Genomic DNA, 26,612 nt, shown 5'->3' on the forward strand with positions numbered 1-26,612 from the left:
TGACCAAAAAATCAAGAATCATACCATTCGCTTTTTTACTAAAGGTTAGAAAATTCTCAGTCGCTTTCTTTTAACAGAAAATGTGAATTAATGAGGATAAAAAAGAGACAGCCAAGAAAATGGACTGTCTCTTCGTATTTACTATTAATTAGCAAGTTTGTTTCGTAATACCATTTGTAGAATGCCACCATGGCGATAGTAATCAATTTCTACATCACTATCAAAACGGGCAATTACTTCAAATTCAGTAGTTTTACCAGCTTCATCTGTTGCAGTTACTTTGATTAAATCACGAGGTTTAACAGTTTCATCAATTAGTACCTCAAATGTTTCCTTGCCAGTAAGCCCAAGTGAGTCTGCACTATCTCCTTCTTGGAACTGGAGTGGTAATACACCCATCATAACTAGGTTGGAACGATGAATACGTTCAAAGCTTTCAGCAATTACTGTTTTAATTCCTAAAAGATTTGTTCCTTTAGCCGCCCAGTCACGAGAGCTTCCCATACCATAGTCATTTCCTGCTAATACAACAAGTCCAGTACCATCTTGCTGGTATTTCATTGCTGCATCATAAATAGGCATTACTTCATTATCAGGCCAGTATGTTGTAAATCCACCTTCCGTCCCTGGAGCCAATTGGTTCTTAATACGGATATTTGCAAATGTACCACGCATCATCACTTCATGGTTTCCACGACGAGATCCGTAAGAGTTAAAGTTACGAGGTGATACACCATTAGCTTGTAAATATTTACCTGCTGGCATATCCTTTGCGATCGCACCAGCTGGTGAAATGTGGTCTGTTGTCACAGAATCTCCAAATTTACCAATTGCACGCATTCCGGAAAGTGTTTTTACTTTTCCTGCATCCTTGGAAAGTCCTTCAAAGAACGGAGGATTTTGAATGTATGTTGAATCACTATTCCATGAATATAATGGCTCGTCGGTTGTGTCGATTTCATTCCATTTTTCATTGGAATCGAACACATTCTCATATTCTTTACGGAAAATTTCCGGTGTTACAACTTTATTAACTTCCTCACGAACCTCATCCATTGATGGCCAAATATCATTAAAGTATACATTATTGCCGTCTTTATCCTTGCCAATTGGATCATTTTTAAGGTCGATATCAACCGTTCCCGCTAGTGCATATGCCACTACTAATGGTGGTGAAGCCAAATAGTTAGCTTTTACAAGTGGATGGATACGCCCTTCAAAGTTACGGTTACCAGATAACACAGAAGCAACTGTTAAGTCATTATCAGCAATACCCTTTTCAATTTCTTCACGTAATGGACCAGAGTTACCAATACATGTTGTACAACCATAACCAACAAGGTTAAAGCCTAATTGATCTAAGTATGGCATTAGTCCAGAGTTTTCTAGATAACTAGTAACAACCTTTGAACCTGGTGCCAATGAAGTTTTGACATATGCAGGCACTTCCAGCCCTTTTTCGACAGCTTTTTTCGCAAGTAATCCTGCTCCTAACATTACGTATGGGTTGGATGTGTTCGTACAAGAAGTAATTGCTGCAATCGCAACTGCTCCTGTTTCCATGACAGACTGCATGCCATTAGGATGATCGATTTCTACCTTTTTATCAAATTCTGACTTTTCTAAGCCAAACCCTTGATTTCCTGCAGGTGCAGTAATGGCTTCTTTAAAGGATTTTTGCATATCTGATAATGGAATTAAATCCTGTGGACGTTTTGGTCCTGATAGATTTGGTTCTAATTCTGATAGATTAATTTCCACTAGATCTGTAAACTCTGGATCTGGTTGATCAGCAGAGTACCATAGGCTGTTCTCTTTGCAATATTTCTCAACAAGTGCTATCTGATCTTCACTTCGTCCTGTTAGACGTAAATAACTTAAAGCCTCGGCATCCACTGGGAAGAATCCACATGTTGCTCCATATTCTGGTGCCATGTTTGAAATCGTTGCACGGTCAGCAAGTGGCATATCCTTTAATCCAGGTCCGAAGAATTCTACAAATTTACCAACTACTTTTTTCTCACGCAACACTTGTGTTACCTTAAGAGCTAAATCGGTAGCAGTCGTTCCGTTTGGAAAGCTTCCAGTAAATTTTACTCCGATTACTTCAGGTGCTGGAAAATAAGATGGCTGACCAAGCATTCCTGCTTCTGCTTCAATACCACCTACACCCCATCCTAATACACCTAAACCATTAATCATGGTTGTATGGGAGTCCGTTCCAACCAATGTGTCTGGGAATGCTTCTACTTCACCGTCTGCATTCTCTACTGCATGAACAACATTTGCAATATACTCTAAGTTCACTTGGTGGACAATTCCTGTTGCAGGTGGAACGGCACGATAGTTATCAAATGCTTTTTGTGCCCAGTTCAAAAATTCATATCTTTCTGCATTTCGTTCAAATTCTAATTCCATATTCGCTTGAAGTGCGTTCTTCGTTCCATACTCATCTACTTGCACAGAGTGGTCAATAACCAAATCTACTGGTACTTCAGGGTTAATTTCTTCTGGAGACCCTCCCATATCCACCATTGCTTTACGTAAAGAAGCAAGGTCAACTACTGCAGGTACACCAGTGAAATCTTGTAAAATAACTCGTGAAGGTTTGAATGGAACATCTTCTACTTTTCCTTTACCCCAGTTTGCTAGACTCTTTACATGGTCATCTTTAATAACACGTCCATCATGTTGACGTATTAATGACTCTAGCAATACACGAATTGAAAATGGTAAACGGTCAATTTTACCAAGACCAGCATTTTCTAATGCTTTTAACTGATAGTAAGTATACTTTTTACCGTTCAAATCAAATTCCTTTTTAGCTTGAAATGCATTCTCGTTAGTCATTTCTTAGCGTTACCCCCTTCAAAATGTTAGACCGAAAACCGACCTATTCCTATCTCTTCAGATACTACATTATAGTATGCACCTTACTATTTTAAATGAAATCGGTTTATAAGTAAAATGATTCAACATATTTATCATAGTGAACCGTATAAGCCCCACTTAGGGTAATGGACAGTTCACATTCTATTCTTATACCATTAGTAGGAACAGGAACTAGAAGTCTCACTTTATTATATCACTAGATTCGATTCTTTTCACTCTAAGTAGATTGCTAGAAACGAGATCACGATATAGGTAGTCGAATACTAAATGTGCTTCCTTTTTTGACATCTGAAGTGATTTCTAAATGTCCATGATGGTTTTCGATGATTTGATTAGAGATCATTAACCCTAATCCTGTCCCGTGTTTCTTCGTTGTAAAAAAAGGTTCCTTCAATTTATGTAAAAGGTGTTTAGGAATACCTGGTCCCTCATCCTTGACATCAATGACACATGAATTTTCCTTTTGGCTAATTCGGAGTTCAATATTTCCACCATCCGACATTTCTTCAATCGCGTTTTTCACCAAATTAATAAACACTTGTTTCATTTGGGAGCGATCACAATGAATACTAATGTCATGGTCAACCACTAAGGATAACTCGATATTAAATAATTGTGCTTGAGTTTTTAAAAGTGTAACAACATCTGTTAGCATGTCCTTGACATTTTCTATATTTTTCTCATCTGTCATTGGTTTAGAAATAAATAATAACTCAGATGTGATCGTATTAATTTTTTCAATTTCATCCATCATAATTTTGTAATATTCCTGTTTATTATCCATTCCTGCTTGTAATAGTTGAATAAAACCTCTTAATGAAGTAAGTGGATTTCTAATTTCATGAGCGATACCTGCTGCTAATTGTCCAGCAATTGACATTTTTTCAGATCGAATAAGCATCTCCTCTGCTTGCTTCTTATCAGAGATATCCCTTGAAACAGTAAGTATTTTCTTTTCTCCATTCTCACATGTAATCACCTTCATGACCGATTCAAAAATAATATATTTTCCCATGGCATGACGGAAATGCAAATAATATTTTTGTTGTGACTCTTCCTCTACCTGGAAGGTTTTTCGAACATTTTTAAAATCGTCTTGCATGATATATCTCGAAACCGATTTTCCAATCAAATCCTGCTTCGCATATCCTAAGACACGTTCAACGGAATCTGAAACAAACCAAATCACTCCAGAAAGATCACTTATCGTGACAAGATCAGAGCTTGCTCGTTCAATTTGTTTGAGGATATCGCTTGGTAATTGGGATAGATTTGACTCTTTATCGAATGTTTGATTAGCTTTTGAATTTTTGTTGAGTCCTATATGACCTAACATGTATCCCCCTCCTCTCCATCTTAGAAAACAATTACATCTGTAACAGTGTAAAAAGTACAAATTTGTCGTTATTCATGCTATAATAGCGTGGTCCTATTCCATCATATGCGAATATTACATTTTTATGTCTATTAGTAGGATTCATAGTTATATTACTATAATTTTCCGCGAAAGCAAATGTTCTAGAAATTAGTTATATAAATAAGTGAGGGAAGACTATGACTTTTGAATTTATGATGTTCATTGTCGTTTGGACATTTATATTGATTGGACTCCTAGCAATCGGTGGCTATTTCATGTTTCGCAAATTCTTGAAAAGCCTACCAAAGAAAGATGGGAGATCTGATTTAGATTGGGAAAAATATTATTTGGAAAAGTCCAAGCATTTGTGGAGAAAGCCTGAAAAGGAATTTCTAGAAGAACTAATCTCACCAGTTCCTGAGCTTTTCAGAGATGTTGCTCGACAAAAAATAGCCAGCAATGTAGGAAAGCTTGCACTAACAAAAAAACAGTCTCAGATAACGCAAGAAACGTTAATCGAAGGATATATTCTAGCAACACCAAAAAGGGATCATAAATTTTTGAAAAAGAAGCTACAAGAACACCATATCGATGTCACTCCATATAACGACCTATTTAAGCTCTCCCCTGACGATTATAGTAATAAAAAATACACAGCAAAAGCACAAAAAAACTCTCGATAAATTTGTGCGATTGCTGTGTTCCTTTATTAGCGGTCTTCTGAGATATTGGTGATAATCGTTAACGTTACACCGATTACGGTTAAATAAACACCTAAATCAAATAACAGAGCAGTTGCAAGCTCCACTTCTCCAAAGATAGGAAAATGGAAGTAACCAAACGTTTGACTTAAGAACGGTTGCCCAAATAGGAAAGAACCTAATCCAGTAACCAGGGCAATGAGTAACCCGATGGAAATGAGCAATCGATAGTTAAGTGGTAGAATTTTGCTTAATGCTTTTTCCCCATAAGCCATATACATTAGCAGAATGGCAGCAGAGGTCATCAGCCCACCTACAAATCCACCACCTGGTGCGTTGTGTCCTGCTAATAATAAATAAACAGCGAATCCAAGCAAAATAAAGGAGATCAATACCGTCATTGTCCGTAAAATAAGATCATTTGTCCTCACCATACCATTACCTCTTTCTATTTAGAATCCTTTAAAATTAAAAAACCCTGATAAAAACGATGTTAGTTTTGTCATGAGATCGAAAAATAAGAAAAATCCCATAAAAATCATGACATAACCGCCTATTTTTACTAATTTGTTACTATTACGCTTAATCCAATTTAATTTACCTATGAAAAACGCTAGAATAAAAAAGGGAACTGCAAAGCCGAGTGAGTATGCTGTCATTAAAAGTATACCCGCTTCTGTATCTGTCGCCGCTAAAGAGATCACCGCCATTAGAATAGGCCCAGTACAAGGTGTCCAGCCAAGTGAGAAAGCCATTCCAATAAAGAAAGATCCTATAAAACCTGCTGGGCGATTTTTAAAATGAATTTTCTTTTCCTTCATTAAGAAGGAGAAATTCAATAGCCCCACGATGATCAAGCCAAAGAAAATAATGAGGATCGCTCCAACTTGTCTAATAAGGTCCTCCCAGCGAAATAAAAACTCGCCAATAAAACTTGTTGTAAAACCTAGTAAGATAAAAATGCTAGAAAACCCTAGAAGAAAGCATAACGTATGAATAATACTCTTATAATTAAACATACCTTGCTCTTCTTTTATATCATTCACGCTCATCCCGGTAATATACGATAAAAACGCAGGATATAGTGGTAGCACACATGGTGATATAAAAGACAAAAAGCCAGCGCCAAAAGCAATAAAAATGTTTATTTCCTGCACGGAAGTCACTCCATCTACCATATTCTTATTTCAAGTAGTATATTAATGGCAGTTATGGATTATGTATATTAGTTCTTAGCTCAACTGCCAAAATACCCTACATATAGCATAAAACCCTTGCTTCATAATAGCAAGGATTCTAATTCGACAATTATGTTACATTATTTATTATCCATTTGATTGTTCATCGCACGCATCATCTGTTTGATTTTCTTTTGCGATGGCTTCTGGCCCATTTGCATCATCATCGTGCGTAACATTTGTTCATTGATTGGTGGGTTTTTCTTTAAGTAGTTCATCATATATCTTCTCGCGATAAAAAAGCCAAGTGCAACACCGGCTAATAATGCAACCACGATAAATATAATCCAAAGAAAAGTGCTCATTAAAACGTTCCTCCTTCAAATTCTCTCTCATACAGTATAGTAAATGTCGATTAATAATACAAGCATCGGTAATAGAAAAATTGTGCTAAACGACAAATTTAAACAGATATGAGGCAAGTAAAAATCCTTAGCTCATGAGCTAAGGATTTCTACGACCATTAAAATAATGAATGAACATGCTTCACTACATTTTCTACTGTAAAGCCATATTCTTCGATAATTTTATTTCCATTAGCTGATGCACCAAAACGATCAATCGCAATGATAGCACCTTCTGTACCTACATAACGCTCCCAACCAAGGGATGATGCCATCTCAATACCTACACGCTTCTTGACTGCTTTAGGTAGTACAGATTCTTTATATGCTGCATCCTGCTTGTCAAAACGATCCCAAGAAGGAATACTTACAACACTCACATCTTTTCCTTCCTCTTTAAGTGCTACTTGTGCTTTTACCGCTAATTGCACCTCAGAACCAGTTGCTACGAGAATCGCATCAGGTGTTTCTTTAGAAGATGGGCTTACGATATATCCACCTTTTTTCACACCTTCATACGCCTTTTCCGCAGTCCCTTCAAGTGTTGGAAGGTTTTGACGTGTTAGAACAAGAGCTGTTGGTTGATCTGTTGATTCTATTGCTAAACGCCATGCAGCTTGAACTTCATTTCCATCAGCTGGACGAATCACTGATAAATTAGGCATTGCTCTAAATGCTGCTAATTGCTCAACAGGCTCATGTGTTGGTCCGTCTTCTCCTACTGCAATCGAGTCATGTGTTAATACATAAGTTACTGGTAAGTTTTGAATAGCAGATAAACGTACTGCTGGACGTAAATAGTCACTGAATACGAAGAATGTACCACCAAATACTTTTAATCCACCGTGAAGTGCCATACCATTTAATGCAGCTGCCATCGCAAATTCACGTACACCGAACCAGATGTTACGTTTGTCAGGCTCTGCTGCAGAGAAATCACCAGCATCTTTTAAGTTAGTTTTATTAGAGCCTGCTAAATCAGCGCTTCCACCAAATAAGGATGGTACAGTTTTAGCGATAGCATTTAATACTTCACCAGATGTTGCACGTGTAGCGGCTGTATCTTCTCCTGCCTTATATACAGGAAGGTCTTTATCCCAATTTTCTGGCAATTTATTTTGAATTGCATCATCTAGCTCTTTAGCTAGTTCAGGAAAAGCATTTTTGTAAGAAGCAAATAATTCGTTCCATGCTTTTTCTTCAGATTCGCCTTTATCCACAATTTTAGTTTGGAAATCTTGGTATACTTCGTCAGGAACGTGGAATGGTTCATGCTCCCACTTATAAAATTCTTTTGTTAAGGTCACTTCATCTGCTCCTAATGGGGCACCATGAGATGCAGAAGAGGCAGATTTGTTAGGTGAACCATAACCAATAACGGTTTTTACCTCAATTAACGTTGGTTGATCCGTATTTTCTTTGGCTTTCGCAATAGCTTCTGATATGGCCTTCGTATCATTACCATCTTCTACTAAGATTACTTGCCAGCCATATGCTTTAAAACGATCTGCTACATTTTCGGAGAAGGATTTATTTAATTCACCATCCAAAGAAATATCATTGGAATCATAAAGTGCAATTAATTTGCCTAGCTTTAAGTGAGCGGCTAATGATGCCGCTTCGTGAGAAATACCTTCCATTAAATCCCCATCACTTACAAGGGCATAAGTGTAATGATCTACTACATTATAATTGTCTTTGTTATATTTAGCTTCCAAGTGTTTCTCAGCCATTGCCATTCCAACACTCATAGCAATTCCTTGTCCAAGCGGACCAGTTGTCGCTTCAACCCCATCCGTATGATGCACTTCTGGATGTCCAGGAGTTTTGGAATCCCATTGACGGAAATTTTTTAAGTCCTCAATAGTAACTTGATAACCGGAAAGGTGTAACAGGCTGTATAAAAGCATGGAACCATGACCTGCTGACAATACAAAGCGATCACGATTAAACCATTTTGAGCTTTTCGGATTATGTGTCATATGTTCTGTCCATAGAGTGTAAGCCATTGGTGCTGCACCCATAGGTAAACCTGGATGACCAGAGTTAGCCTTTTCAATTGCGTCTATTGACAAAGTTCGAATCGTATTTATCGACATTTGTTCAACTTGATTTGACATGTAATTATCCCCTTTCAATAAGCAAAATATGTACGCACATCTATAATCCTATAACGAAATGCCAAATAAGACAAGTATATATACGAAAAAAGGTGTTTTTTTCTCGTAACTATTTGAAATGATGTACTTAAATCCGAGAAATAGTGTACACTATTTCTTGGATTTAAGTTTTTTAAGCTTCTCTGGTGTCACATCATTTCCATTTGGGTCAACGACTGTCATCCCTTTCATATGATTTTTAAATGATTTTCTCACATTTTGCAAATACTCTTGACGTAGCTGTTGTTGTTCCTCTTTTTCTTTATCAGATAAGCGGACTTTTTTTGCTTTATTGGCCAACTCATTAATTCGAGCAATTTTTTCCTTTGAAAGCATTTTTAAGCTCCTTTTTTTGATTACTAGGGTATAACCTTTTTCAAAATTAGAAAAAGAGCATACTCACAATTGTATACTCTCTTCATTGTAATTTATTTTTTTTATTTTTTTCAAGCATAATGTATTCTTGATAGCGTCTATGGATCGTGGCCTTAGAAACTTCATAGCCCATCCCTTTTAAGATCGAGGCAATCTCTTGAAAGGTTAGCTTATTTCCTTTTAACCGAACTACTTCATCGATTGGAAATTCCTTTCGTTCTCTTCCCTTAGCGAGATGTTGATTAGTTAGGTTGTCTGCTGGGTTATAACCATTTTGGACTGCCTTTTTCATCCCTCTTTTTATTTTAGCGTTATGTAGCTTTCGTTGGTATTCCTCTACAATAGATACTATTTGTAAGACCATGGAATCCCCTTCAGAAAGCTCTAACTTACCACCTTGCGATAATGAATAGATGTCTACCTCTAGCTTAGCTATTTGATGTAATAAGGCAATTTTTGCATTTCCCCTACCTAATCTTGTTTCGTCTTGGATAAGTAGAAGGTTTGCCTGCTTTCTTTGAAATGCTTCGAGCATATCAAAAATCCCTTCTCTTTCTACCTCATAGCCACTTTGCTTTTCTTTGATTATTTTTACTACATTTATATTGCTTTTTTTAGCAAACTCTATTAACTCCTCTGTTTGCCTTTTTAATGACGTTGACTGAGTATCCTTTTCTGTACTAACTCTACTGTATATAATGGCATGCACGGACTACGACTCCTTAAATACTAAAGATAATAGAACTATACAAGAAAATAAGCACTATAACAAAAGAAAATAAATAAAATAAGTCAATTTTCGATAACTTTTTTAACATTTTTACCCCTCCATAGAACTTTTGTTCGTACTTTTATTATATACGAACAGAAGTTCCTGTCAAGTGTTTTTTCGAACGAATGTTTGTGAATTTAGAAATGGTATGATATACTATTTTTAATAAATCATACGCAAAAGGAGTTTCATAAATGACAAATTTATCAAAACGACAAGAGCAAATCCTTGCCTATATCAAGGAACAGGTCGATTTAAAAGGTTATCCTCCTTCTGTTAGAGAAATTGGCCAAGCCGTTGGGTTAGCTTCTAGTTCTACTGTTCATGGCCACCTTGCTAGACTTGAGAAAAAAGGATATATTCGCCGAGATCCAACAAAGCCTCGTGCTATAGAAGTACTAACTCAAGAAGGGGAAGCAGATATTCCTCAAATGGAAGCAATGTTTGCTCCTGTCATTGGTAAAGTTACGGCAGGTCTTCCTATTACCGCTGTTGAAAATATTGAAGAATATATTCCGATTCCAAGCACTGACACACATGACAGTGACCAATTATTTGTATTAGTAATTGAAGGAAACAGTATGATCGAGGCTGGAATATTAGATGGTGATAAAGTGATTGTTAAACAACAAAACACTGCACAAAATGGGGAAATTGTGGTAGCTATGACTGAAGATAGTGAAGCAACTGTAAAAAGATTCTTCAAAGAAAAGGATCATATTAGATTACAGCCCGAAAATGCTACAATGGATGCACTTATTTACGATAATGTGAGCATCTTAGGTAAAGTGGTTGGGTTGTATCGTCATTTATAAAAAGGAAAAACGAAGATCATAGGTCTATGATCTTCGTTTTTTTATACAATATATACGTTTTAATCTCGTTCTAACTTATGTTCCGTTTCCTCAAATAATATGTCTAATTCCTCTATTTTTCGGTCTATATCTTCTTTTGTAATCACATGCGGGAGACCTTCTTGTTCATGCTTTCGAATACTTAAACTCATACATATTCCTCCTGATATGATTTCTAGATATTATATTATTCGCCATTTATTCTCAGAATCCTTGTTAAGATTTGTAAAATTAACTATTTATTTTACATTGCATAAAATATAGAGATTCGACTATAATAGGAACATATGTTTGTTACCTGAGGAGTGAGTGTAATGAGATACATTGGTGAACAAGAATTTAAAACAGCAACACGATTCTTATTTCTCACGATGACCATTCAAGTCATCCAATCTGACATTAAGCGATTGGAAAAATTATCCCCTTTTAAAATTAATGAGCCCTATTTGGCACTACTGCATCGATTAGAGATCAAAGCTACCGCCGAAAGACGATTGTTAAAACAAGAAATGTACAAGGAAAATATACAAGTTATCTTATCTGACAAAGATGGCACGTTTACCGAATATACATTTATTTGCAAAGGAAAGGAAGAGAAACGAAGATACTTCAACCCCGCTATTCGTAGTAAGGTGAGGAATATGATAGAGGAACTAATTAGTGGTGAGGAAAACAAAACAGAAACCTGTCAATAAATGGTAGGTTCTTTAGGTCATGCGTAAGTGCGTCGCTTTAATGCACCATATACCTCTTGGGCATGTTGATCACCATGTTTAGAAAGATGATGTTCTATATCCACCCTTTTTTCTTCAAAAAAGGGGTGAACTTGGGTGGTGTCTGCTATATGATAGATCCCTATTAAAATCTCCACGCCTTCACTTAATAAGAAGCAGTCTACTGTCTTCAGTAAAATATGGATAATAGCTGGAATCTGAAGAAATGCCTCTTCAGAAGTTAATCCCTCGACCAGATTCTCATAGGCATTTTGAAAATACCATTCATCATTTTCTAACTTTTTCTCCCAATCCTCAAAAATATTTAAGATAGCATTCTCCATCCTTTTTCTGTACTTTCTCCAATTAGACTTTTGTTATATTTCTGCTGTGTAAAAATTAACATATAAAATAAACGTTTGGAGAAATGTCCAAACGTTTATTCGTTAATTAAGATAATGATATTAGATGCTCATAACGCCACCTTTGGAAGCATTTGTTACGAGTTTAGAATATCTACCCAACCAGCCATTTTTAATTTTAGGCTCAAAAGGTTTTAGTGATTTTTTACGTTCTGCTAACTCTTCATCGGATAAGTCTACATTTAATGTACGGTTAGGTAAGTCGATCTTGATAATATCTCCATTTTCAATTAACGCAATTGGACCACCTTCTGCCGCCTCTGGAGATATATGACCAATTGAAATACCACGTGATGCTCCCGAAAAGCGTCCATCTGTTAGAAGTGCCACTGTTTTCCCTAAGCCACGCCCCATGATAGCCGATGTAGGTGCTAGCATTTCTGGCATTCCCGGCCCACCTTTTGGTCCTTCATAACGAATGATCACAACATGCCCTTCCTTCACAGTGCCATCATCAATTGCAGCCTGTGCTTCATCTTGAGAGTTAAATACAATAGCTTCACCTTCGAACACTTTGATAGAAGGATCTACAGCACCTACTTTAATTACAGCACCTTCTGGAGCGATATTTCCGAATAGGATCGATAAACCACCAACAGGGCTATATGGATTGTCAATTGGACGAATAACTTCTTTATTTGTAATTTCATAGTCGCTGACAAGATCACCCATTGTTTTGCCGGTAATCGTTAAGCGTTCTGGATGAATGGCACTAGGTATCTTTGTTAACTCGTTAATGATCGAGCTTACACCACCGGCCCTATTAATATCATCCATCGAAATGTCGGATGCTGGCATAATTTTTGCAAGATATGGTACACGTTCAGCGACTTTATTAATGTCTTCAAGATCATATTCAATACCTGCTTCACGAGCAATGGCTAGTGTGTGCAATACCGTGTTGGTGGAACCGCCCATTGCCATATCTAGTGCAAATGCATCGTCAATTGCTTCTTTTGTAATAATATCACGAGGCTTTACATCCTCTTCAATCATACGAACTAAATGTTTTGCTGCTTCGTAGATTAGTTCTTTACGTTTTTCACTAGTAGCGACAATCGAACCATTTCCTGGAAGGGCTAAGCCTAGCATTTCCATTAAACAGTTCATGGAGTTTGCTGTAAACATACCAGAGCAAGATCCACAAGTCGGACAAGCATTCGCTTCAATATCGTTAAATTCTTCTTCCGTCATTTTACCAGCTTTATATGCACCGACACCTTCAAAAACAGATGTCAAGGAGAGTTGTTTTCCACTTGAACTCATACCAGCTTCCATCGGCCCACCTGAGACGAAAACAGAAGGTACATTTGTACGAGCAGCTGCCATTAACATACCTGGTGTAATTTTGTCACAGTTCGGAATGTAAAATACACCATCAAACCAGTGAGCATTAATTACTGTCTCTGCACTATCTGCAATTAATTCACGACTTGGCAAGGAATAACGCATACCAATATGCCCCATCGCAATACCATCATCTACACCAATTGTGTTGAATTCAAATGGAATACCACCTGCTTCAATAATGGCTTCTTTTACTACTTTCGCAAATTCTTGTAAATGAACATGACCAGGTATAATATCAATATAAGAGTTACAAACACCAATAAATGGTTTCCCCAAATCCTTTGCTTTTACTTTTCCTGTAGCATACAAAAGACTACGATGAGGGGCACGATCTACCCCAATCTTAATCGTATCACTTCTTCTCATCTGCACACACCCCTGTATTTTTTATATGTAATATGTATTTTATATCGACAGTTGTCTGCTGTCAATAGTGTTGTATGAGGTCTTAAAAAATTTCTATCATTATAGGCTTTACTTTTGCCACAAAAAAACATCCTGTGCTTAACAAGATGCCATATATCCTTATTCAATTCCTAATTCCTTCATAGCGTGTAGAATATGTATTTTCATGGCGCTTTTTGCACCTTCTGGATTACGATTTTTCATGAATTCCATAATCATTTTATGATCATTAATTGTCTCTTTAATCGCTAGCTCTTTTTTCTTAGAAAGAATAACTCCTTTGTCAATCGCTTGATAAATAACAGGCATAAGCTTTTCCATAAATTCATTATGGGTAGCTTTAACAATTGATTTATGGAAATTTTGTTCAACTGCTGTCCTATCCTCATTCCGGTTAATTCTCTCTTCAATTTGGAGTCCATATTCTAGAATTCGCTTTAACTCAACATCCGTCGCTCGAATCGTAGCATAATAAGCAGCTTCTGGCTCAAATATTAGGCGCATTTCATATAAATCCTTCGCGTTAATTTTAGCATCTGTCAAAAAACTTAAGGATTCTATGTTATTTACATCAATATCTTCTTTGATATAAGTACCTTTCCCTCTTTTAATCTCTACAATACCATTTGTCACTAAGATTCTAATCGCTTCGCGAAGGGTTGTCCTGCTAATATTAAGCTCCTCGGAAAATTCATTCTCGTTTGGAAGCTTATCGCCCGGGTGAAATCTTTTTTCAATTGCAATCATGGACATAATATCATCCGCTACGCTATCTGATAATCTTTTTTGCTCCATATAATTTATTCCACCTTATTGTCTTTTAGAAAAGACATTTCCAAATCTGTTATCCATTTCAAAAGTTCTTGCTGTGTTGTTAACAATTTAATGGCTGGTCCGCTGTCGGTTCCTATTTGATGATTTATTTGACCACTATCTAAAGTGATAAACAAGATTAATTCATTGTTTGCCAAATCGTTGGATCGAATATAGATGAAGCTTAAGTCAGGCTCTAAACCATTCAAATAATCTACCGAATCACCGATTAAAGGAATGGATTGGATTTGCTCCTTTAATAGTTGAATATCCTGCTCCGTCCAAATGATATTCGTTTCAATTGTAGAAAATCCGAAAGATAAATACGTGTCTAAACTTAATCGAATAGTGGCACCTACTTTTACTTTTTCCTTTAATTCCATTTTAAGCTCTACCCTACTATAATCATAGTGTAAATCTTTTAAAGAAACCAATATTAGCGCTCCTATTCTATTTTGAATTTATTCGTTTTCTATAGCCTTTTTTAGGTATAGTTGTATTATATACCCAAGCAATAGTTTCTGTACATACTATATTTAAATAAGCAGATACTTCTATTTTTCATAAATAAAATGATCTAAAATCAAGAAAGAGCCGCACCACGGCTCTTTCTGTTCATCTCATTATGCTTTTACCCAATTCACAGCTTTATTACTTGATGGAGAAGGAGGAAACTGTTCGCCTTCTTCCAATCTAATTTCTGTATCACCCTCGTTAGTGGATCCTTCGTTAACTAAACTGTCAATCTTGAATAAACCACTTTCCGGGGCCTTTTCTCCTGTTTTGTAAGTTTGCTTGTTTGCCATGATTCTCCACCTCCTAATAAATTCAAAAGCTAATTATTAGCTTTTCTATAAAAATGTATACCACTGATTTACGTATATAAACATTAAAAGGCTTTAAAATAGAAATGTAATATTTATGTAATATTTATGTAATTTTAATTGAACCTACGCTTATCTTTAATGTGTAGCTTTTTCTAAACATGGGTAATGTAGAGTGAAAATTCAATTTATGGAAGGAGCGGACTTAGTATATGCGAATACCAAAAATTAAAAATTATACAAATGGGGATACAAAGGACATAAGCATAGCGGGTCAGTCATTAGAAATTTATTTTAAAGAAAAATATGCTTCCTTACAATTACTTGGGGATATATTAGTTGGTATATTTTTTGTAAGCGGTAGTATATTAAATTTCTTCCAAAGTGTAAGCTTATACGGGAATATCCTTTACTTATTAGGAAGTATTTCTTTGACTATCCGCCCTTTATTAAAAATAACCAAAAGAATTTGGATTTACAAACAGAATCCTAATTAATTCTAGTTCACGATCTAATTGTGATTTGAGCATTAAGATTATACTGTATAATTACTTATACAAAGGTTAGCGGCACCTACCTTTTAAGTGGGTGCTTTAGTACTTTATTCTGGTAGTAAAAAAATCGAGTACTAATAATGACTTAAAAAGAATAGGAGCTTAAGCAAATTGGTTAAATTAAAGGATAGTAATATTGATTTCGATTGTAATAAAGAAACCCCCTATTTTCAAGTTACGTCAAAGCAAAGAATTAGATTGGCTATAGAAGATTTAAATATTAGCTTAATCCAAACAATTATTGGGGATATATTTAAAGAGGAGGATAAAATAAGTCTTATATTTTTATCCGAATACTATTTAAATAACATTCGTCGTTCTACAAGGTCCAGAATCGGGAAAATAATTAACATTACCAACTGGCATGAGACTGTAGTTAGAGAGGAAGCTAGTGGTAATGGGGAAGTATACGTTACGATAAAGAATTTAAATCGTGAGGATATATCGAAATATTGCTCAGCATTTTATAAAGGTCATACGGAAGCTTATATTTCTTTTTTTAACGATGAATTTCTGTTATATGTTAGCAGTGATGTTAGAAAAATAGAAAACTTAAAGCAAAATTATTCTGGTTTATTTAATAAATATCATGAAAACGGTTATTAAAATAACTAATTCCAAAATTTTGGATATGTAAGGTATAGTCCCTATCCACTGGCACTACAAGGAGCTGTGGCTAAGGATAAGGACTGAACATAAAGGGGACGACTTAAAATACTGAAACACTGTTAGTTTATTTTAGATTTTCTTGTGCAACGGTGGAACGATTAACCATCCTTTTTCTTTATTTAGTCGAAGGGCTTTTGCTCCAACTTGGACTTTGCTCATATGGAACTGTCCAAATAACATGGCAATGTCTTCACGTATAGATTGTCCAATGGCTTGACTACATGCAACAAGACCTTGAGAAATGTTCAAAGAGATGGCTGAACTGATTTCTGGATCGTTCAATCTTGCACCAACCGGAATATCTTCTAAATCGGCAACAGATTTATCTGGTGGAGCAGGTGGAAGAGCAACCCCATTGACCTTAAGTATTTCCTCTATTTCTTGAGTCTCCTGTTTACTTCCTTGTACAAGTTCTTCTAACAAACGTTTTAAGTCTTTATCTCCAGCATGGTTATACATGGTCTGATAACTGGAAGAATTTCCTTTAGCTACTGCTAGGAAACTCCAAAGACTAAAAACTTCACCATAGTGTAGAGGTTCTTTTTGTTGATATCCACTTAAAATACCCAAATAACTCACTCCTTCGTTTAATTACATATGTATTTTGAGTAGTTTTGAGCCAGTATATTCATAAAAATACAAAATCCCACCACTTTTTTGGTGATTGGCGTTGAAAAATAGCAGTATTCATCATCGCATTGCTTTTATAGTTTGGATAAAATTATAAAAGATATATATTTCGAATTATATATTAAATGATGATTAATTTTTGTGGGTGTTGTTGTGAGCGCCTTAAATCCCAGGAGTGTTTGTATGAATTTAGACAACTCAATAAATTTGTCCAACATAAATATTTCTTATTTGTCAATAATATAACTAAATAATTCGTTTAACATAGTATAAGAGGTGATCATTTGGATAAAGAGGATTTAAGGCTCACATCAGCTGAAATTGGAACATTGTGGGGAGAATATGTAAATGGAACAGTCGTTGATATTGTAAACAAATATATGTTATCTATCATAGAAGACGAACAAATAAAAACTCTTTTTGAAGATGCTATAGAAACTTTTGGTAGCCAAAAGAAACAGATTTCAACCTTTATCGAAAATGAAGGATTCCCTGTACCGATTGGATTTACAGAAGCAGATCTTAATAAAGAGGCAAAAAGGTTATTCTCGGACATTTTCTGTCTACATTATTTGCACATTATGACATTGCATGGGTTAATAGGGCATACGACTTCATTCAGTACTTCAGTGAGAAAAGATTTAAGAGATTTTTATGATTTATGCATCGATAGTGGTAAAAAAATGTACCATCAAACAATTGAATTACTATTAGAAAAGGGACATTTCCAAAGAGATCCGTATTTTTATCCTGAAATAAACCCAGATTTTATTTCGGGACAACAATTTTTGGATGGGTATTTTGGGGATCAACGTCCTTTGGCTGCAACAGAAATAATTAGCATCTCTTTTAACATTAAGAAAAAGATAATGGAAAAATCCCTTTCCATTGGATTCAGTCAAGTAGCACAATCAAAAGAAGTTAGAAAATTTTTAAAGTTAGCACAGAAAACATCTGATAAGCAAATTCAGTCATTTGGGGAAATATTGCATCAAGATAATTTACCTGTACCAATGTCATGGGAATCAGAGATCACAACCTCCCAAGATTCACCTTTCTCAGATAAATTGATGGTATATCATATAGGTTTTCTATTACAAACCGCACAAGCCTTCCATGGGGCTGGACTTGCAACAGCAATGCGAACAGACCTAGTTCTGAATTATGAACAAACCATCTTAAAAAGTTTAATGGTTACGAAAGAATGGTTTAATATTATGACGAAAAATAAATGGTTAGAACAACCACCACTCGCTCCAAATAGAAAAGAGATTGCAAAAGATAAATAAAATAATAAGAACATTTTTAAGAAGGTCTGTACCAATGAATAAGAGTGTTGTTGAAAAACTAATGTGGAGTATCGCTTTTCCGGGGTTTGGACAGTATTTAAACGGTAAGTTATTTAAAGGAACATTTCTTTTGATAATTGAAATTCTGATTAATGTACAAGCTAATTTTAATCAAATCATACTTTTTAGTTTCCATGGCGAGATCGGGAATGCCATAAACCATGCAAACTATCAGTGGTTGATGTTTTACCCATGTCTATATTTTTTTTCTATGTGGGATGCAGTGAAAGATGCAGGTGGGGGAAAAAGTCATTATTCTTTTCTCCCATATGTGTTTTCTGCATTTTTTGTAACAGTTGGGTTGATTCTTTCTTCAAACTTAACTATATTCGGGGTGTTATTGGGGCCAGTATGGCTTCCGATATTGTTTGTTTTGCCTGGATTAATAACAGGTATAATTATTAAAAAAATCATAACAATACTCAATAAACCTTCCAGATCATAATCATCCATCTTTTTCAATTCTCTTTTCACCAAGCTCCATTTATTTTAGAGTTTAGGTGACACCTGCCCGTTACAACTTTTAAAAATAAACATACAATACACTATCTGAGCTCAAGGAGGTGTTTCTTACTATGAGCGGTGGTACTGGTTATGGCTACGGTGGTGGCTTTGCATTGATTGTCGTATTGTTTATTCTACTAATTATTATTGGCGCATCCTTCTATGGTGGTTATGGTTATTAATATAATAATGATCTCGCACCCATAAAACCTCTTATTATGGGGAATACAGATAGGAAGTAACCTCCTTTCTGTATCTCCATTACATAGTCCATCACTCTTTTTCATCACTTACGACAAAAGAGACAATATTAGTTAGTTTCGGTATGAATGATTGTATAAAAAGCAAAATATACAACAGGATTTCCAAAATACAAAAAGGATGCCTTGGAAGAATCACGAAAACACAAAGCATCAATAAATTTTATGAGGCGAATTTGGGGTAAAGCATATGGGGACATAATATCCAAATATGTCCATAACCAAACAAAAACCCCTCAACACCAGAAGTGTCAAGGAGTTTCCTTCCTTAAAATGCGGAAATGTATTGTTCTCTTTCCCAAGGGTGAACTTGTTCTATTCACTACCATAAGAAAGTAGATATACTTTTTTACCATAACAAAAGGAAAAACTCTATAGAAGGATATGTGGTTAAGATATTACCCGATCAGATCAATTAGATACAGCTGAGCTTATCGGTCCACATGACATAACGCATTCCAAGCAATTCAATGCTTTTACTCTGTCCTTTAAGTAAGGATCCTTATCCTCTAATTGCTGGGCACCTTCCGCCAATACCCACTGTAATCTATTCCGTATGTTCTCCACGCATCACAGAAGTGAGAAATTGCAGGTTATCATCTTGTTCGGAAATAGATTCTTTTTTCAATTCTTCCAAACGCTTGTCAATATAGGTTTTTTACGTTAGCATTTGTTAGCAATCTACTTCCACAAGATCTTGTTGCTGAATCCTTCTTTACATTTGGATAAGCGACCTTATAAGATGCTGCCACATTTCCTGTTCTGATATACTTGTCTGCAACCGTCTTTGTTTCTCTGTTAAATTAGTCATTTTACATAGCTCCTCACTCCTTTTTAGTTCATAAATAAAAACACTCGTTTCGGAGTGCTTAAATCTTTTTTCAATTCTATTTATTTAACGAGTCTCTTCTTTATATTCTCTATTTGAGCAAGTTCATGTTGGTAGTTTTTTAATTTTAATTGATTTGCCAAAATACCAAAAAAATTTTGTGAGTTATTAATGAAGGATTCTAAAAATATTTGTTCGTTAACTACCAAAGAATCTTCATCTATGTTTATCTTTGCTTTTCTAGCATTTTGTTTTTCTATTCTTACTTCAATCGGTTGACTAGGATAGTAAAAATTGGCTACTCCATGTTCCATATATTCTTCAATTGCATTCAAGTAGTAGGAATAAATGGTAGGTAAGTCATCAAAAAGAGGAATTTGACCAATTTCTTTATTATTAGATGAAAATATAACACTTCCTTCTAATAGCAAAATTCCATTTTCTACGTATTTATTTCTATTCTTCTCAATAAATTCAACCAAAAAGTTATTATTAAAACCACCAATATATTCTTCTGGTTCTCTTTTCAAAGCCTCTAAATCATAGATTTCTTTTACAAGATAGAAATTTTTTATGTCCATTTAAACAACCTCGCTTTTTACTTTGGATATAGTTGTTTTATATGTCCTCTAGTTATTCCTAAAACATACTTAACACCATTTACTTTTCCTTGTACTTGGAACGTTGAATTTGTCCCTTTTGATCTTAATGTTTTGCTGTTTTGCTTCGCAATGCTTAAAGCAATATTTTTCACTTGATTAACTGATAAATTTGGATTATAAAAAGTTTGGTTTTTCTTTACCGTACCATTCCAATACTTTGGATGGTGTCTTTCTAACATATGTTTCATATCTGTTTTGGTTAGTTTAAATGTATAACTTCCTGTTTTATAAGTTGCTGTTTTAAAGGATTTTAAAGCGTTTGTGACTTTTGATTTAGGTGCTTTTTTAAATACTTTAGAACCCCATTTGATTACATATTTTCCACCACTAATAACTAGTCGTGCTACCAAACCCCAAAAAAATGGTCGTACAATAGATCCAGATTCAATCTCTTCATCAATATTTTCAAGTGATTGCTCATCATCACTCTTAATATTCTTCCAATCTAGCTCTTGTAGACTATCGAATAGCTCAGGATTTTCTTCGTATGTAATAGAATTGTCTTCTTCTACAATATCAACCCAATTCTTAACTTCTTCCTTAGCTAATAAAACTGTAGGCAATAAAAACGAAAGCAGTAACATAAATGAAGTTAAAGCACTTAAATAAACAAAACTCTTTTTCAAAATTTTACATTTAATAGAAATATTATAATCTACACCTAATATTTTGTAAATATTTCTATATATTGTTTTTTAAGTTGAGAATGAGTTATTACCATATAACACGTTTATTTAATATCCATTAACATCCCCTTTCACTAAGTAAGCCCTTCACGACTTTAAAATTCGTAAATTCATTTAATTTTCATTCCTCGTACTTTCTCTTCTTTAACTTGTTGCAGTATACTTTTCAGGTAGATCGCTGAGGCTCTTCTATCTACTCCTTTTTTTATACTTTTTATAAAAAGTAAAAAAAAGATACCGAATCCAATTAAATTAATCAAAGGCATTAATAAATTAATTTCAAACTCAATACTGTTAAATATCCCAATATAAATTGCTAATAAAGCTATTAAAAATGGCATATATTTTGAATAATCCAGCTCTTGTTCAATCTTTTCCATTCTAGCAATCCCTAATGTAATAGTAGATAAACTCAATTTTCGTATTTCATTTAAATGTATAATTGAATTTGAACTTCCATTCTTCAATCCAAAAATTGTTTGAAAGTTAGTTACTATGTCTTTCTCACTACTATTTAATAAAATATCTCTAATATCTTCTGAATTCATAGAAACACCTCCTATTTTACTTATCGGTAAAATTTAGCTTTATATAAAAAGTAATAGATCAAGAGATTAGCAAGTTTTTTGAATTGATATTTAATTTATTCTTAACTCTTTCAATATATTATTGTACAGTACTTTTACCAATTTCTAATTCTTCAGCAATCTCTGCATAACTCATTAAATAAGCTTTATGCAGTATAAAACACTATGAAGCTCATTTTAATCAAATTACATTATCAAATGATGATTAATTTTTGAGGGTGTTTCGTGGGTGCTTAAAATAAGACAATTTTAAACACAAAACAAAAACCCCTCAACACCAGAAGTGTCAAGGAGTTTCCTTCCTTAAAATGCGGAAATGTATTGTTCTCTTTCCCAAGGGTGAACCTGTGTACGGAACATGTCCCACTCAATTTCTTTTGATTCGATAAAGTGTTCAAATAGGTGTTCACCTAATGCTTCAATGATTACTTCGTCTTTTTTCAATTCTTCTAAAGCATCAGCTAATGTTGCAGGTAAATCTTGAATACCATTAGCTTCTCTTTCTTCTTTGTCCATAATATAAATATTGCGATCAATTGCTTTTGGTGCTTCTAGATTATTTTTAATACCATCTAAACCAGAAGCTAATAGCACAGATAAAGCTAAGTAAGGGTTCGCCGCAGGGTCTACACTACGAACTTCCACTCTTGTACTTGCACCACGGGAAGAAGGAACACGAATTAATGGACTACGATTTGATCCAGACCATGCCACATAACAAGGTGCTTCATAGCCCGGTACTAAACGTTTATAAGAGTTTACTGTTGGGTTTGTAACCGCAGTAAAGGAAAGGGCATGCTTAATCGTACCAGCAATAAATTGATAAGCCGTTTCACTTAATTGTAATGGACCATTCTCATCTAAGAATGTATTCGTTTTTCCTTTAAACAAAGACATATTACAGTGCATACCAGATCCATTGACACCGAATAATGGTTTTGGCATAAATGTTGCATGCAAACCGTGCTTACGTGCAATGGTTTTTACTACTAACTTGAATGTTTGAATATCATCGGCATGTTTAAGAGCATCGGAATATTTAAAGTCAATTTCATGTTGACCTGGAGCTACTTCGTGGTGAGAAGCCTCTATTTCAAATCCCATTTCTTCTAATTCTAATACAATATCACGTCGGCAATTTTCACCTAAATCTGTTGGAGCAAGGTCAAAATAGCCACCTTTATCATTTAATTCAAGAGTAGGATCCCCTTTTTCGTCAAGCTTAAATAAGAAAAATTCAGGCTCCGTACCAATATTAAATGCGGTAAAACCTAAGTCTTCTGCAATTTTTAAATTGCGTTTCAAGTTATAACGCGGGCAGCCAGAGAAAGGAGTACCATCAGTATTGTAAATATCACAAATAAAACGTGCTACTTTACCTTTTTCTGATGTCCAAGGGAATACAACAAATGTGTCTAAATCTGGATATAGCTTCATATCAGATTCTTCAATTCGAACAAATCCTTCAATAGAAGATCCGTCAAAGACCATTTGATTATCCAAAGCTTTGTCTAATTGGCTTAGAGGAATTTCTACATTCTTAATTGTTCCAAGTAAATCTGTAAACTGTAAACGAATAAACTTGACATTTTCTTCTGCAATTTTGCGTTTGATCTCTTCTTTAGTTAATCCCATTCATTTATTCTCTCCTTTATTGTTTAATGGAAGAACCTAGATAGTTCTCCCTGTCTTAACGAAGTTTTGCCCAATCTGCCCGCATCCATTAATTCTTTTTGCAGGATTTTGCGAAGTTCTTTTTCCGATAATTCTTCTTCGCTTACTTTCTTTTCTTCCGTTTTTGGCATTTCCTTGATCAACAATACTTGTTTAATGCCAGCCAAATTAATTCCTTTTTCAATCAACTCTTTAATCTCCAATAGACGATCTACATCATTAAACGAAAAAAGACGTTGATTACCTTCTGTGCGAGAAGGATGAATTAATTGGTGTTGCTCATAATAACGGATTTGTCTTGCTGTTAGCCCTGTCAAGGACTTTACAATTCCGATAGAAAATAAGGGCATAGAACGTCGATCGATTTCGCTCATTACATAAACCCCTTTCTATAAAATTATGATATACTTATTATACATTATGCAGGTTATCTGTCAAGGGATGTTAGAAAACCTTACATATAAAATGGTGAATCATTCTTGATGCTATAAATTGCACTTGTGACGGCTAATTTAACATGAGCATAAGTTAAGCCACCCTGAACAAAAGCAATATAAGGTGGACGAATCGGACCATCGGCAGTTAATTCCAAGCTTGCACCTTGCATAAATGTACCTGCCGCCATAATTACCTCATCTTCGTATCCAGGCATTGGTGCAGGATATGGTACTACATGTGAATTAATCGGAGACTGAGTTTGAATGGTCTGACAAAATTGAATCATCTGTTCTGCTGTATCAAACTCTACCGATTGAATGAGATCTGTTCTTTTCTCATGATAACTAGGAGAAGTACGAAAACCGTGTGAATTCAATACATAAGAAGAAAAGACAGCACCGCGAAGTGCCTCACTCACGGTATGTGGTGCTAAGAATAATCCTTGATACATTTCTTGAAGCATGCCAAGGCTTGCACCAATTTCTTTCCCGATTCCAGGTGCAGTTAAACGAAATGCAGCCATTTCCACTAATTCTTTTTTTCCTGCTACATAGCCTCCCGTTCTCGCGATCCCTCCACCTGGGTTTTTGATTAAAGAACCTGCGATGATATCTGCACCAACTTCTAGGGGTTCCTTCGTCTCTACAAATTCGCCATAGCAATTATCTACGAAAATGATCAGATCTTTTTTTATTCTCCTAAGCTCTTCGATTGCTTTTTCTATTTTTTCAATAGAAAGTGATGGTCTACTATCATATCCTTTAGAGCGTTGAATGGCGACAACCTTTGTATTTGACTGGATAGATTTTTCTACTTCCTTCATATTAATGTCCCCATCAAGCAGTGGAACATAATCATACTCAATGCCAAAGTCTTCTAACGCCCCTCCCTTTCTATCATCTGATTTAATTACTTGTTCTAACGTATCATAGGGCTTACCTGTTATGTAAAGCAGTTGATCATTTGGGCGAAGCACACCAAATAGCGCTAATGTTATGGCATGGGTACCGGAGGAGATTTGTGGGCGAACAAGGGCATCCTCGGCTTTGAACACCGAGGAATATACCGCTTCTAGCTTATCTCTTCCATAGTCGTCATAACCGTAGCCAGTAGTTGGATTAAAATCACTGTCACTTACCGCTAGCTTTTGGAACGCTTCTAACACCTTCTTCTGGTTATATAATTCGTTTGCTTGTATTCTTTGCAAATATGGCTCAATTTGTTTCTCTATTTTTTTAATTTCTTCTGAAATCGTCATTGTTGCTGGAACTCCTTTATTTCACGCATAATGGGATGGCTTTGGTCGACAAAGCCTTTCACTAAATAGCCCTCTGTTACTTCCTGATAAACCAATTCATCTATAATAGAATGCTTTTTTAAACGATTAAGTGTTCGACTTTCACTTTCAGGAATAAGACATTGATATGGCTGCATTTGTTCGGAAAGAAATGCTTCGATTTTTTCCTTTAATTGTAATAAATCTGCCTCATTCCTCGCACTCATTAAATAATATGGATGGCTATGTGGGATAAAATCATCCGAATCGATCAAATCTTTTTTATTATAGATGGTCAATACCGGTATTTCACTAGCTTCTAGTTCCTTTAATTGCTGTAATACCGTTTCTTCATGATCCTCTTTATCTGGTGCTGCTACATCGATAACATGTAAGATTACATCAGCTTCTTTTACCTCTTCTAAAGTCGACCGAAATGCTGCGATTAGTGATGTTGGTAAATCCTGAATAAAACCAACTGTATCTGTTAAGATTAGTTCCAATCCTTTTGGAAGTCGTAGCTTTCTTGTCAACGGATCAAGTGTTGCAAATAACTTATCTTCCTGTAATGACTCACTTCGAGTCAAGGCATTAAAAATGGTTGATTTCCCTGCGTTCGTATAACCGACAATAGCAATTTGCAACAAGTGATTTTTCCTTCTTTTACTACGATACTGTTCCCTTTGATTGACAACTGACTTTAATTGATACTTAAGCTCATCCATTCTCCTTTGGATATGTCTGCGATCTGTTTCTAACTTTGTTTCACCTGGACCTCTTGTTCCAATTCCAGCCCCTAGTCTCGAGAGATCGGTACCCTGACCACGTAATCTTGGAAGCATGTACGCATATTGCGCTAATTCAACTTGCAATTTTCCTTCCCTTGTTTGCGCTCTTGCGGCGAATATATCTAGAATAAGCTGACTTCTGTCAATAATTCGAACTTCAAGGTAATCCTGAAGATTCCGAATTTGCCCCCCAGATAACTCATGATTGGCAATCACCACATCGATTTCTTCTTCTACACATATAGCTTTAATTTCTTCAAGCTTTCCTTCGCCGACATATGTAGCAGGATGTGGATTGATTCGTTTTTGTGTAAGGGTATGGACAACCATACCATCAGCTGTTTTTGCTAAAGCCTTTAATTCCTCTAGTGAATAGATAAATCGGTCATTCTCGTCTTTCTCTGTCATAATTGCGATTAACAAAACTCGTTCTATTCTGATCACCTACTTTTTATCACTCAAATCAAATGGCGCTATTCATCATAGC

General features: G+C 35.3%; 31 protein-coding genes and 1 pseudogene. 8 read left to right on the forward strand and 24 right to left on the reverse strand.

Going from position 1 to position 26,612, the window contains the following annotated elements; genetic code table 11:
• Window positions 1-144: 144 nt before the first annotated feature.
• Window positions 145-2,850, reverse strand: a complete 2,706-nt coding sequence (gene acnA, locus DLJ74_RS10125) for an aconitate hydratase AcnA (RefSeq protein WP_109984367.1) — start codon at window positions 2,848-2,850, stop codon at window positions 145-147.
• 283 nt (window positions 2,851-3,133) lie between these two features.
• Window positions 3,134-4,228: an ATP-binding protein gene (locus tag DLJ74_RS10130; RefSeq protein ID WP_109984368.1), complete on the reverse strand. Its 1,095-nt coding sequence runs from the start codon at window positions 4,226-4,228 to the stop codon at window positions 3,134-3,136.
• Window positions 4,229-4,446: 218 nt separating this feature from the next.
• Between DLJ74_RS10130 and DLJ74_RS10135 the strand changes: the two genes are divergently transcribed.
• Window positions 4,447-4,932: a DUF2621 family protein gene (locus DLJ74_RS10135; RefSeq protein ID WP_109984369.1), complete on the forward strand. Its 486-nt coding sequence runs from the start codon at window positions 4,447-4,449 to the stop codon at window positions 4,930-4,932.
• A 26-nt stretch (window positions 4,933-4,958) separates the two neighbouring features.
• On the opposite strand, the gene DLJ74_RS10140 is transcribed toward DLJ74_RS10135, so the two are convergent.
• From DLJ74_RS10140 to DLJ74_RS10165, 6 genes are all read right to left on the reverse strand, one after another.
• Window positions 4,959-5,384, reverse strand: a complete 426-nt coding sequence (locus tag DLJ74_RS10140) for a Na(+)/H(+) antiporter subunit B (RefSeq protein ID WP_054789275.1) — start codon at window positions 5,382-5,384, stop codon at window positions 4,959-4,961.
• A gap of 18 nt (window positions 5,385-5,402) precedes the next feature.
• On the reverse strand, window positions 5,403-6,107 hold the full coding sequence (locus DLJ74_RS10145; RefSeq protein WP_109984370.1) for a cytochrome c biogenesis CcdA family protein: 705 nt from the start codon (window positions 6,105-6,107) through the stop codon (window positions 5,403-5,405).
• A gap of 161 nt (window positions 6,108-6,268) precedes the next feature.
• Window positions 6,269-6,493 carry a YneF family protein gene (locus DLJ74_RS10150; protein WP_109984371.1) on the reverse strand — a complete coding sequence of 75 codons (225 nt, stop codon included), beginning with the start codon at window positions 6,491-6,493 and terminating at the stop codon, window positions 6,269-6,271.
• A 158-nt stretch (window positions 6,494-6,651) separates the two neighbouring features.
• Window positions 6,652-8,652 (reverse strand): transketolase, encoded by a 2,001-nt coding sequence (tkt, locus tag DLJ74_RS10155; protein ID WP_109984372.1) that lies wholly within the window; start codon window positions 8,650-8,652, stop codon window positions 6,652-6,654.
• Between the two features lie 150 nt (window positions 8,653-8,802).
• Window positions 8,803-9,027 (reverse strand): DUF896 domain-containing protein, encoded by a 225-nt coding sequence (locus tag DLJ74_RS10160; protein WP_054859451.1) that lies wholly within the window; start codon window positions 9,025-9,027, stop codon window positions 8,803-8,805.
• A gap of 82 nt (window positions 9,028-9,109) precedes the next feature.
• Window positions 9,110-9,775: a YneB family resolvase-like protein gene (locus tag DLJ74_RS10165; protein ID WP_109984373.1), complete on the reverse strand. Its 666-nt coding sequence runs from the start codon at window positions 9,773-9,775 to the stop codon at window positions 9,110-9,112.
• Window positions 9,776-10,032: 257 nt separating this feature from the next.
• On the opposite strand from DLJ74_RS10165, the gene lexA reads away from it, so the two are divergent.
• Window positions 10,033-10,653, forward strand: coding sequence for a transcriptional repressor LexA (lexA, locus tag DLJ74_RS10170; RefSeq protein WP_054789277.1), 621 nt, complete (start codon window positions 10,033-10,035; stop codon window positions 10,651-10,653).
• Between the two features lie 59 nt (window positions 10,654-10,712).
• Here lexA and DLJ74_RS20920 read toward each other — a convergent pair whose 3' ends face one another.
• Window positions 10,713-10,844, reverse strand: coding sequence for a hypothetical protein (locus DLJ74_RS20920; RefSeq protein WP_277677881.1), 132 nt, complete (start codon window positions 10,842-10,844; stop codon window positions 10,713-10,715).
• 162 nt (window positions 10,845-11,006) lie between these two features.
• Here DLJ74_RS20920 and DLJ74_RS10175 point away from each other — a divergent pair, with 162 nt between their 5' ends.
• Window positions 11,007-11,387 (forward strand): YhjD family protein, encoded by a 381-nt coding sequence (locus DLJ74_RS10175; RefSeq protein ID WP_054789303.1) that lies wholly within the window; start codon window positions 11,007-11,009, stop codon window positions 11,385-11,387.
• A gap of 17 nt (window positions 11,388-11,404) precedes the next feature.
• On the opposite strand, the gene DLJ74_RS10180 is transcribed toward DLJ74_RS10175, so the two are convergent.
• From DLJ74_RS10180 to DLJ74_RS10200, 5 genes are all read right to left on the reverse strand, one after another.
• Window positions 11,405-11,749, reverse strand: a complete 345-nt coding sequence (locus tag DLJ74_RS10180; RefSeq protein WP_109984374.1) for an ABC transporter — start codon at window positions 11,747-11,749, stop codon at window positions 11,405-11,407.
• A 120-nt stretch (window positions 11,750-11,869) separates the two neighbouring features.
• Window positions 11,870-13,543 (reverse strand): dihydroxy-acid dehydratase, encoded by a 1,674-nt coding sequence (ilvD, locus tag DLJ74_RS10185; RefSeq protein ID WP_109984375.1) that lies wholly within the window; start codon window positions 13,541-13,543, stop codon window positions 11,870-11,872.
• 159 nt (window positions 13,544-13,702) lie between these two features.
• The gene (locus DLJ74_RS10190) at window positions 13,703-14,377 is read right to left on the reverse strand and encodes a FadR/GntR family transcriptional regulator (protein ID WP_054859456.1); all 675 of its coding nucleotides are present in this window, start codon (window positions 14,375-14,377) and stop codon (window positions 13,703-13,705) included.
• Between the two features lie 5 nt (window positions 14,378-14,382).
• Window positions 14,383-14,829 (reverse strand): hypothetical protein, encoded by a 447-nt coding sequence (locus DLJ74_RS10195; RefSeq protein ID WP_054789305.1) that lies wholly within the window; start codon window positions 14,827-14,829, stop codon window positions 14,383-14,385.
• A 189-nt stretch (window positions 14,830-15,018) separates the two neighbouring features.
• Window positions 15,019-15,201 carry a YjzC family protein gene (locus DLJ74_RS10200; RefSeq protein WP_054789306.1) on the reverse strand — a complete coding sequence of 61 codons (183 nt, stop codon included), beginning with the start codon at window positions 15,199-15,201 and terminating at the stop codon, window positions 15,019-15,021.
• Between the two features lie 230 nt (window positions 15,202-15,431).
• Here DLJ74_RS10200 and DLJ74_RS10205 point away from each other — a divergent pair, with 230 nt between their 5' ends.
• Together DLJ74_RS10205 and DLJ74_RS10210 are read left to right on the forward strand one after the other, a co-directional pair.
• Window positions 15,432-15,716, forward strand: a complete 285-nt coding sequence (locus tag DLJ74_RS10205; protein ID WP_109984376.1) for a YrhK family protein — start codon at window positions 15,432-15,434, stop codon at window positions 15,714-15,716.
• Window positions 15,717-15,884: 168 nt separating this feature from the next.
• Complete coding sequence (locus tag DLJ74_RS10210; protein WP_109984377.1) at window positions 15,885-16,379, forward strand: hypothetical protein; 495 nt, start codon at window positions 15,885-15,887, stop codon at window positions 16,377-16,379.
• 132 nt (window positions 16,380-16,511) lie between these two features.
• Here the strand turns inward: DLJ74_RS10210 and DLJ74_RS10215 are convergent, their stop codons facing one another.
• Window positions 16,512-17,012 carry a DUF3231 family protein gene (locus DLJ74_RS10215; RefSeq protein ID WP_054789308.1) on the reverse strand — a complete coding sequence of 167 codons (501 nt, stop codon included), beginning with the start codon at window positions 17,010-17,012 and terminating at the stop codon, window positions 16,512-16,514.
• A 344-nt stretch (window positions 17,013-17,356) separates the two neighbouring features.
• Here DLJ74_RS10215 and DLJ74_RS10220 point away from each other — a divergent pair, with 344 nt between their 5' ends.
• The 3 genes from DLJ74_RS10220 to DLJ74_RS10230 all read left to right on the forward strand — a co-directional run bounded on the left by DLJ74_RS10220 (window position 17,357) and on the right by DLJ74_RS10230 (window position 19,107).
• Window positions 17,357-18,361, forward strand: a complete 1,005-nt coding sequence (locus DLJ74_RS10220) for a DUF3231 family protein (protein ID WP_109984378.1) — start codon at window positions 17,357-17,359, stop codon at window positions 18,359-18,361.
• 34 nt (window positions 18,362-18,395) lie between these two features.
• A complete protein-coding gene (locus DLJ74_RS10225; protein ID WP_109984379.1) occupies window positions 18,396-18,866 on the forward strand; it encodes a hypothetical protein in 471 nt (156 codons plus the stop codon).
• Between the two features lie 130 nt (window positions 18,867-18,996).
• Entirely contained in the window at window positions 18,997-19,107 is a 111-nt protein-coding gene (locus DLJ74_RS10230) for a YjcZ family sporulation protein (RefSeq protein ID WP_109984380.1), read from the forward strand.
• A 493-nt stretch (window positions 19,108-19,600) separates the two neighbouring features.
• Here the strand turns inward: DLJ74_RS10230 and DLJ74_RS21025 are convergent.
• The 9 genes and pseudogenes from DLJ74_RS21025 to hflX all read right to left on the reverse strand — a co-directional run.
• A pseudogene (locus DLJ74_RS21025) lies at window positions 19,601-19,843 on the reverse strand (terminase small subunit); the annotation flags it as partial.
• A 233-nt stretch (window positions 19,844-20,076) separates the two neighbouring features.
• Window positions 20,077-20,595, reverse strand: coding sequence for a hypothetical protein (locus tag DLJ74_RS10235; protein ID WP_109984381.1), 519 nt, complete (start codon window positions 20,593-20,595; stop codon window positions 20,077-20,079).
• Window positions 20,596-20,612: 17 nt separating this feature from the next.
• Window positions 20,613-21,302, reverse strand: coding sequence for a hypothetical protein (locus DLJ74_RS10240; protein ID WP_109984382.1), 690 nt, complete (start codon window positions 21,300-21,302; stop codon window positions 20,613-20,615).
• 170 nt (window positions 21,303-21,472) lie between these two features.
• A complete protein-coding gene (locus DLJ74_RS10245) occupies window positions 21,473-21,910 on the reverse strand; it encodes a hypothetical protein (RefSeq protein ID WP_109984383.1) in 438 nt (145 codons plus the stop codon).
• A gap of 118 nt (window positions 21,911-22,028) precedes the next feature.
• Window positions 22,029-22,106: a hypothetical protein gene (locus DLJ74_RS21030; RefSeq protein ID WP_425454579.1), complete on the reverse strand. Its 78-nt coding sequence runs from the start codon at window positions 22,104-22,106 to the stop codon at window positions 22,029-22,031.
• A 146-nt stretch (window positions 22,107-22,252) separates the two neighbouring features.
• Window positions 22,253-23,584, reverse strand: a complete 1,332-nt coding sequence (gene glnA / locus DLJ74_RS10250) for a type I glutamate--ammonia ligase (protein ID WP_109984384.1) — start codon at window positions 23,582-23,584, stop codon at window positions 22,253-22,255.
• Window positions 23,585-23,607: 23 nt separating this feature from the next.
• A complete protein-coding gene (locus tag DLJ74_RS10255) occupies window positions 23,608-23,997 on the reverse strand; it encodes a MerR family transcriptional regulator (protein ID WP_109984385.1) in 390 nt (129 codons plus the stop codon).
• Window positions 23,998-24,077: 80 nt separating this feature from the next.
• Window positions 24,078-25,319, reverse strand: a complete 1,242-nt coding sequence (locus DLJ74_RS10260; protein WP_054788849.1) for a methionine gamma-lyase family protein — start codon at window positions 25,317-25,319, stop codon at window positions 24,078-24,080.
• Window positions 25,316-26,569 (reverse strand): GTPase HflX, encoded by a 1,254-nt coding sequence (hflX, locus tag DLJ74_RS10265; RefSeq protein ID WP_342767738.1) that lies wholly within the window; start codon window positions 26,567-26,569, stop codon window positions 25,316-25,318. Before hflX ends, DLJ74_RS10260 begins: the two co-directional genes overlap by 4 nt.
• Between the last annotated feature and the right edge of the window lie 43 nt (window positions 26,570-26,612).

The organism is Gracilibacillus dipsosauri (assembly GCF_003176895.1).
Lineage (GTDB): Bacteria > Bacillota > Bacilli > Bacillales > Amphibacillaceae > Gracilibacillus > Gracilibacillus dipsosauri.

Excerpts from the sequence above, each read along its gene's own strand:
- DLJ74_RS10150 (WP_109984371.1), bottom strand. The coding sequence starts at position 6,493 with ATGAGCACTTTTCTTTGGATTATATTTATCGTGGTTGCATTATTAGCC.
- DLJ74_RS10230 (WP_109984380.1), top strand. The coding sequence starts at position 18,997 with ATGAGCGGTGGTACTGGTTATGGCTACGGTGGTGGCTTTGCATTGATT.
- DLJ74_RS10180 (WP_109984374.1), bottom strand. The coding sequence starts at position 11,749 with ATGGAGAATGCTATCTTAAATATTTTTGAGGATTGGGAGAAAAAGTTA.
- glnA (WP_109984384.1), bottom strand. The coding sequence starts at position 23,584 with ATGGGATTAACTAAAGAAGAGATCAAACGCAAAATTGCAGAAGAAAAT.
- lexA (WP_054789277.1), top strand. The coding sequence starts at position 10,033 with ATGACAAATTTATCAAAACGACAAGAGCAAATCCTTGCCTATATCAAG.
- DLJ74_RS10130 (WP_109984368.1), bottom strand. The coding sequence starts at position 4,228 with ATGTTAGGTCATATAGGACTCAACAAAAATTCAAAAGCTAATCAAACA.
- acnA (WP_109984367.1), bottom strand. The coding sequence starts at position 2,850 with ATGACTAACGAGAATGCATTTCAAGCTAAAAAGGAATTTGATTTGAAC.
- DLJ74_RS10255 (WP_109984385.1), bottom strand. The coding sequence starts at position 23,997 with ATGAGCGAAATCGATCGACGTTCTATGCCCTTATTTTCTATCGGAATT.
- tkt (WP_109984372.1), bottom strand. The coding sequence starts at position 8,652 with ATGTCAAATCAAGTTGAACAAATGTCGATAAATACGATTCGAACTTTG.
- DLJ74_RS10140 (WP_054789275.1), bottom strand. The coding sequence starts at position 5,384 with ATGGTGAGGACAAATGATCTTATTTTACGGACAATGACGGTATTGATC.
- DLJ74_RS10245 (WP_109984383.1), bottom strand. The coding sequence starts at position 21,910 with ATGAATTCAGAAGATATTAGAGATATTTTATTAAATAGTAGTGAGAAA.
- DLJ74_RS10205 (WP_109984376.1), top strand. The coding sequence starts at position 15,432 with ATGCGAATACCAAAAATTAAAAATTATACAAATGGGGATACAAAGGAC.
- DLJ74_RS10135 (WP_109984369.1), top strand. The coding sequence starts at position 4,447 with ATGACTTTTGAATTTATGATGTTCATTGTCGTTTGGACATTTATATTG.
- DLJ74_RS10200 (WP_054789306.1), bottom strand. The coding sequence starts at position 15,201 with ATGGCAAACAAGCAAACTTACAAAACAGGAGAAAAGGCCCCGGAAAGT.
- ilvD (WP_109984375.1), bottom strand. The coding sequence starts at position 13,543 with ATGAGAAGAAGTGATACGATTAAGATTGGGGTAGATCGTGCCCCTCAT.
- DLJ74_RS20920 (WP_277677881.1), bottom strand. The coding sequence starts at position 10,844 with ATGAGTTTAAGTATTCGAAAGCATGAACAAGAAGGTCTCCCGCATGTG.
- DLJ74_RS10175 (WP_054789303.1), top strand. The coding sequence starts at position 11,007 with ATGAGATACATTGGTGAACAAGAATTTAAAACAGCAACACGATTCTTA.
- DLJ74_RS10225 (WP_109984379.1), top strand. The coding sequence starts at position 18,396 with ATGAATAAGAGTGTTGTTGAAAAACTAATGTGGAGTATCGCTTTTCCG.
- DLJ74_RS10190 (WP_054859456.1), bottom strand. The coding sequence starts at position 14,377 with ATGGAGCAAAAAAGATTATCAGATAGCGTAGCGGATGATATTATGTCC.
- DLJ74_RS10160 (WP_054859451.1), bottom strand. The coding sequence starts at position 9,027 with ATGCTTTCAAAGGAAAAAATTGCTCGAATTAATGAGTTGGCCAATAAA.
- DLJ74_RS10260 (WP_054788849.1), bottom strand. The coding sequence starts at position 25,319 with ATGACGATTTCAGAAGAAATTAAAAAAATAGAGAAACAAATTGAGCCA.
- DLJ74_RS10235 (WP_109984381.1), bottom strand. The coding sequence starts at position 20,595 with ATGGACATAAAAAATTTCTATCTTGTAAAAGAAATCTATGATTTAGAG.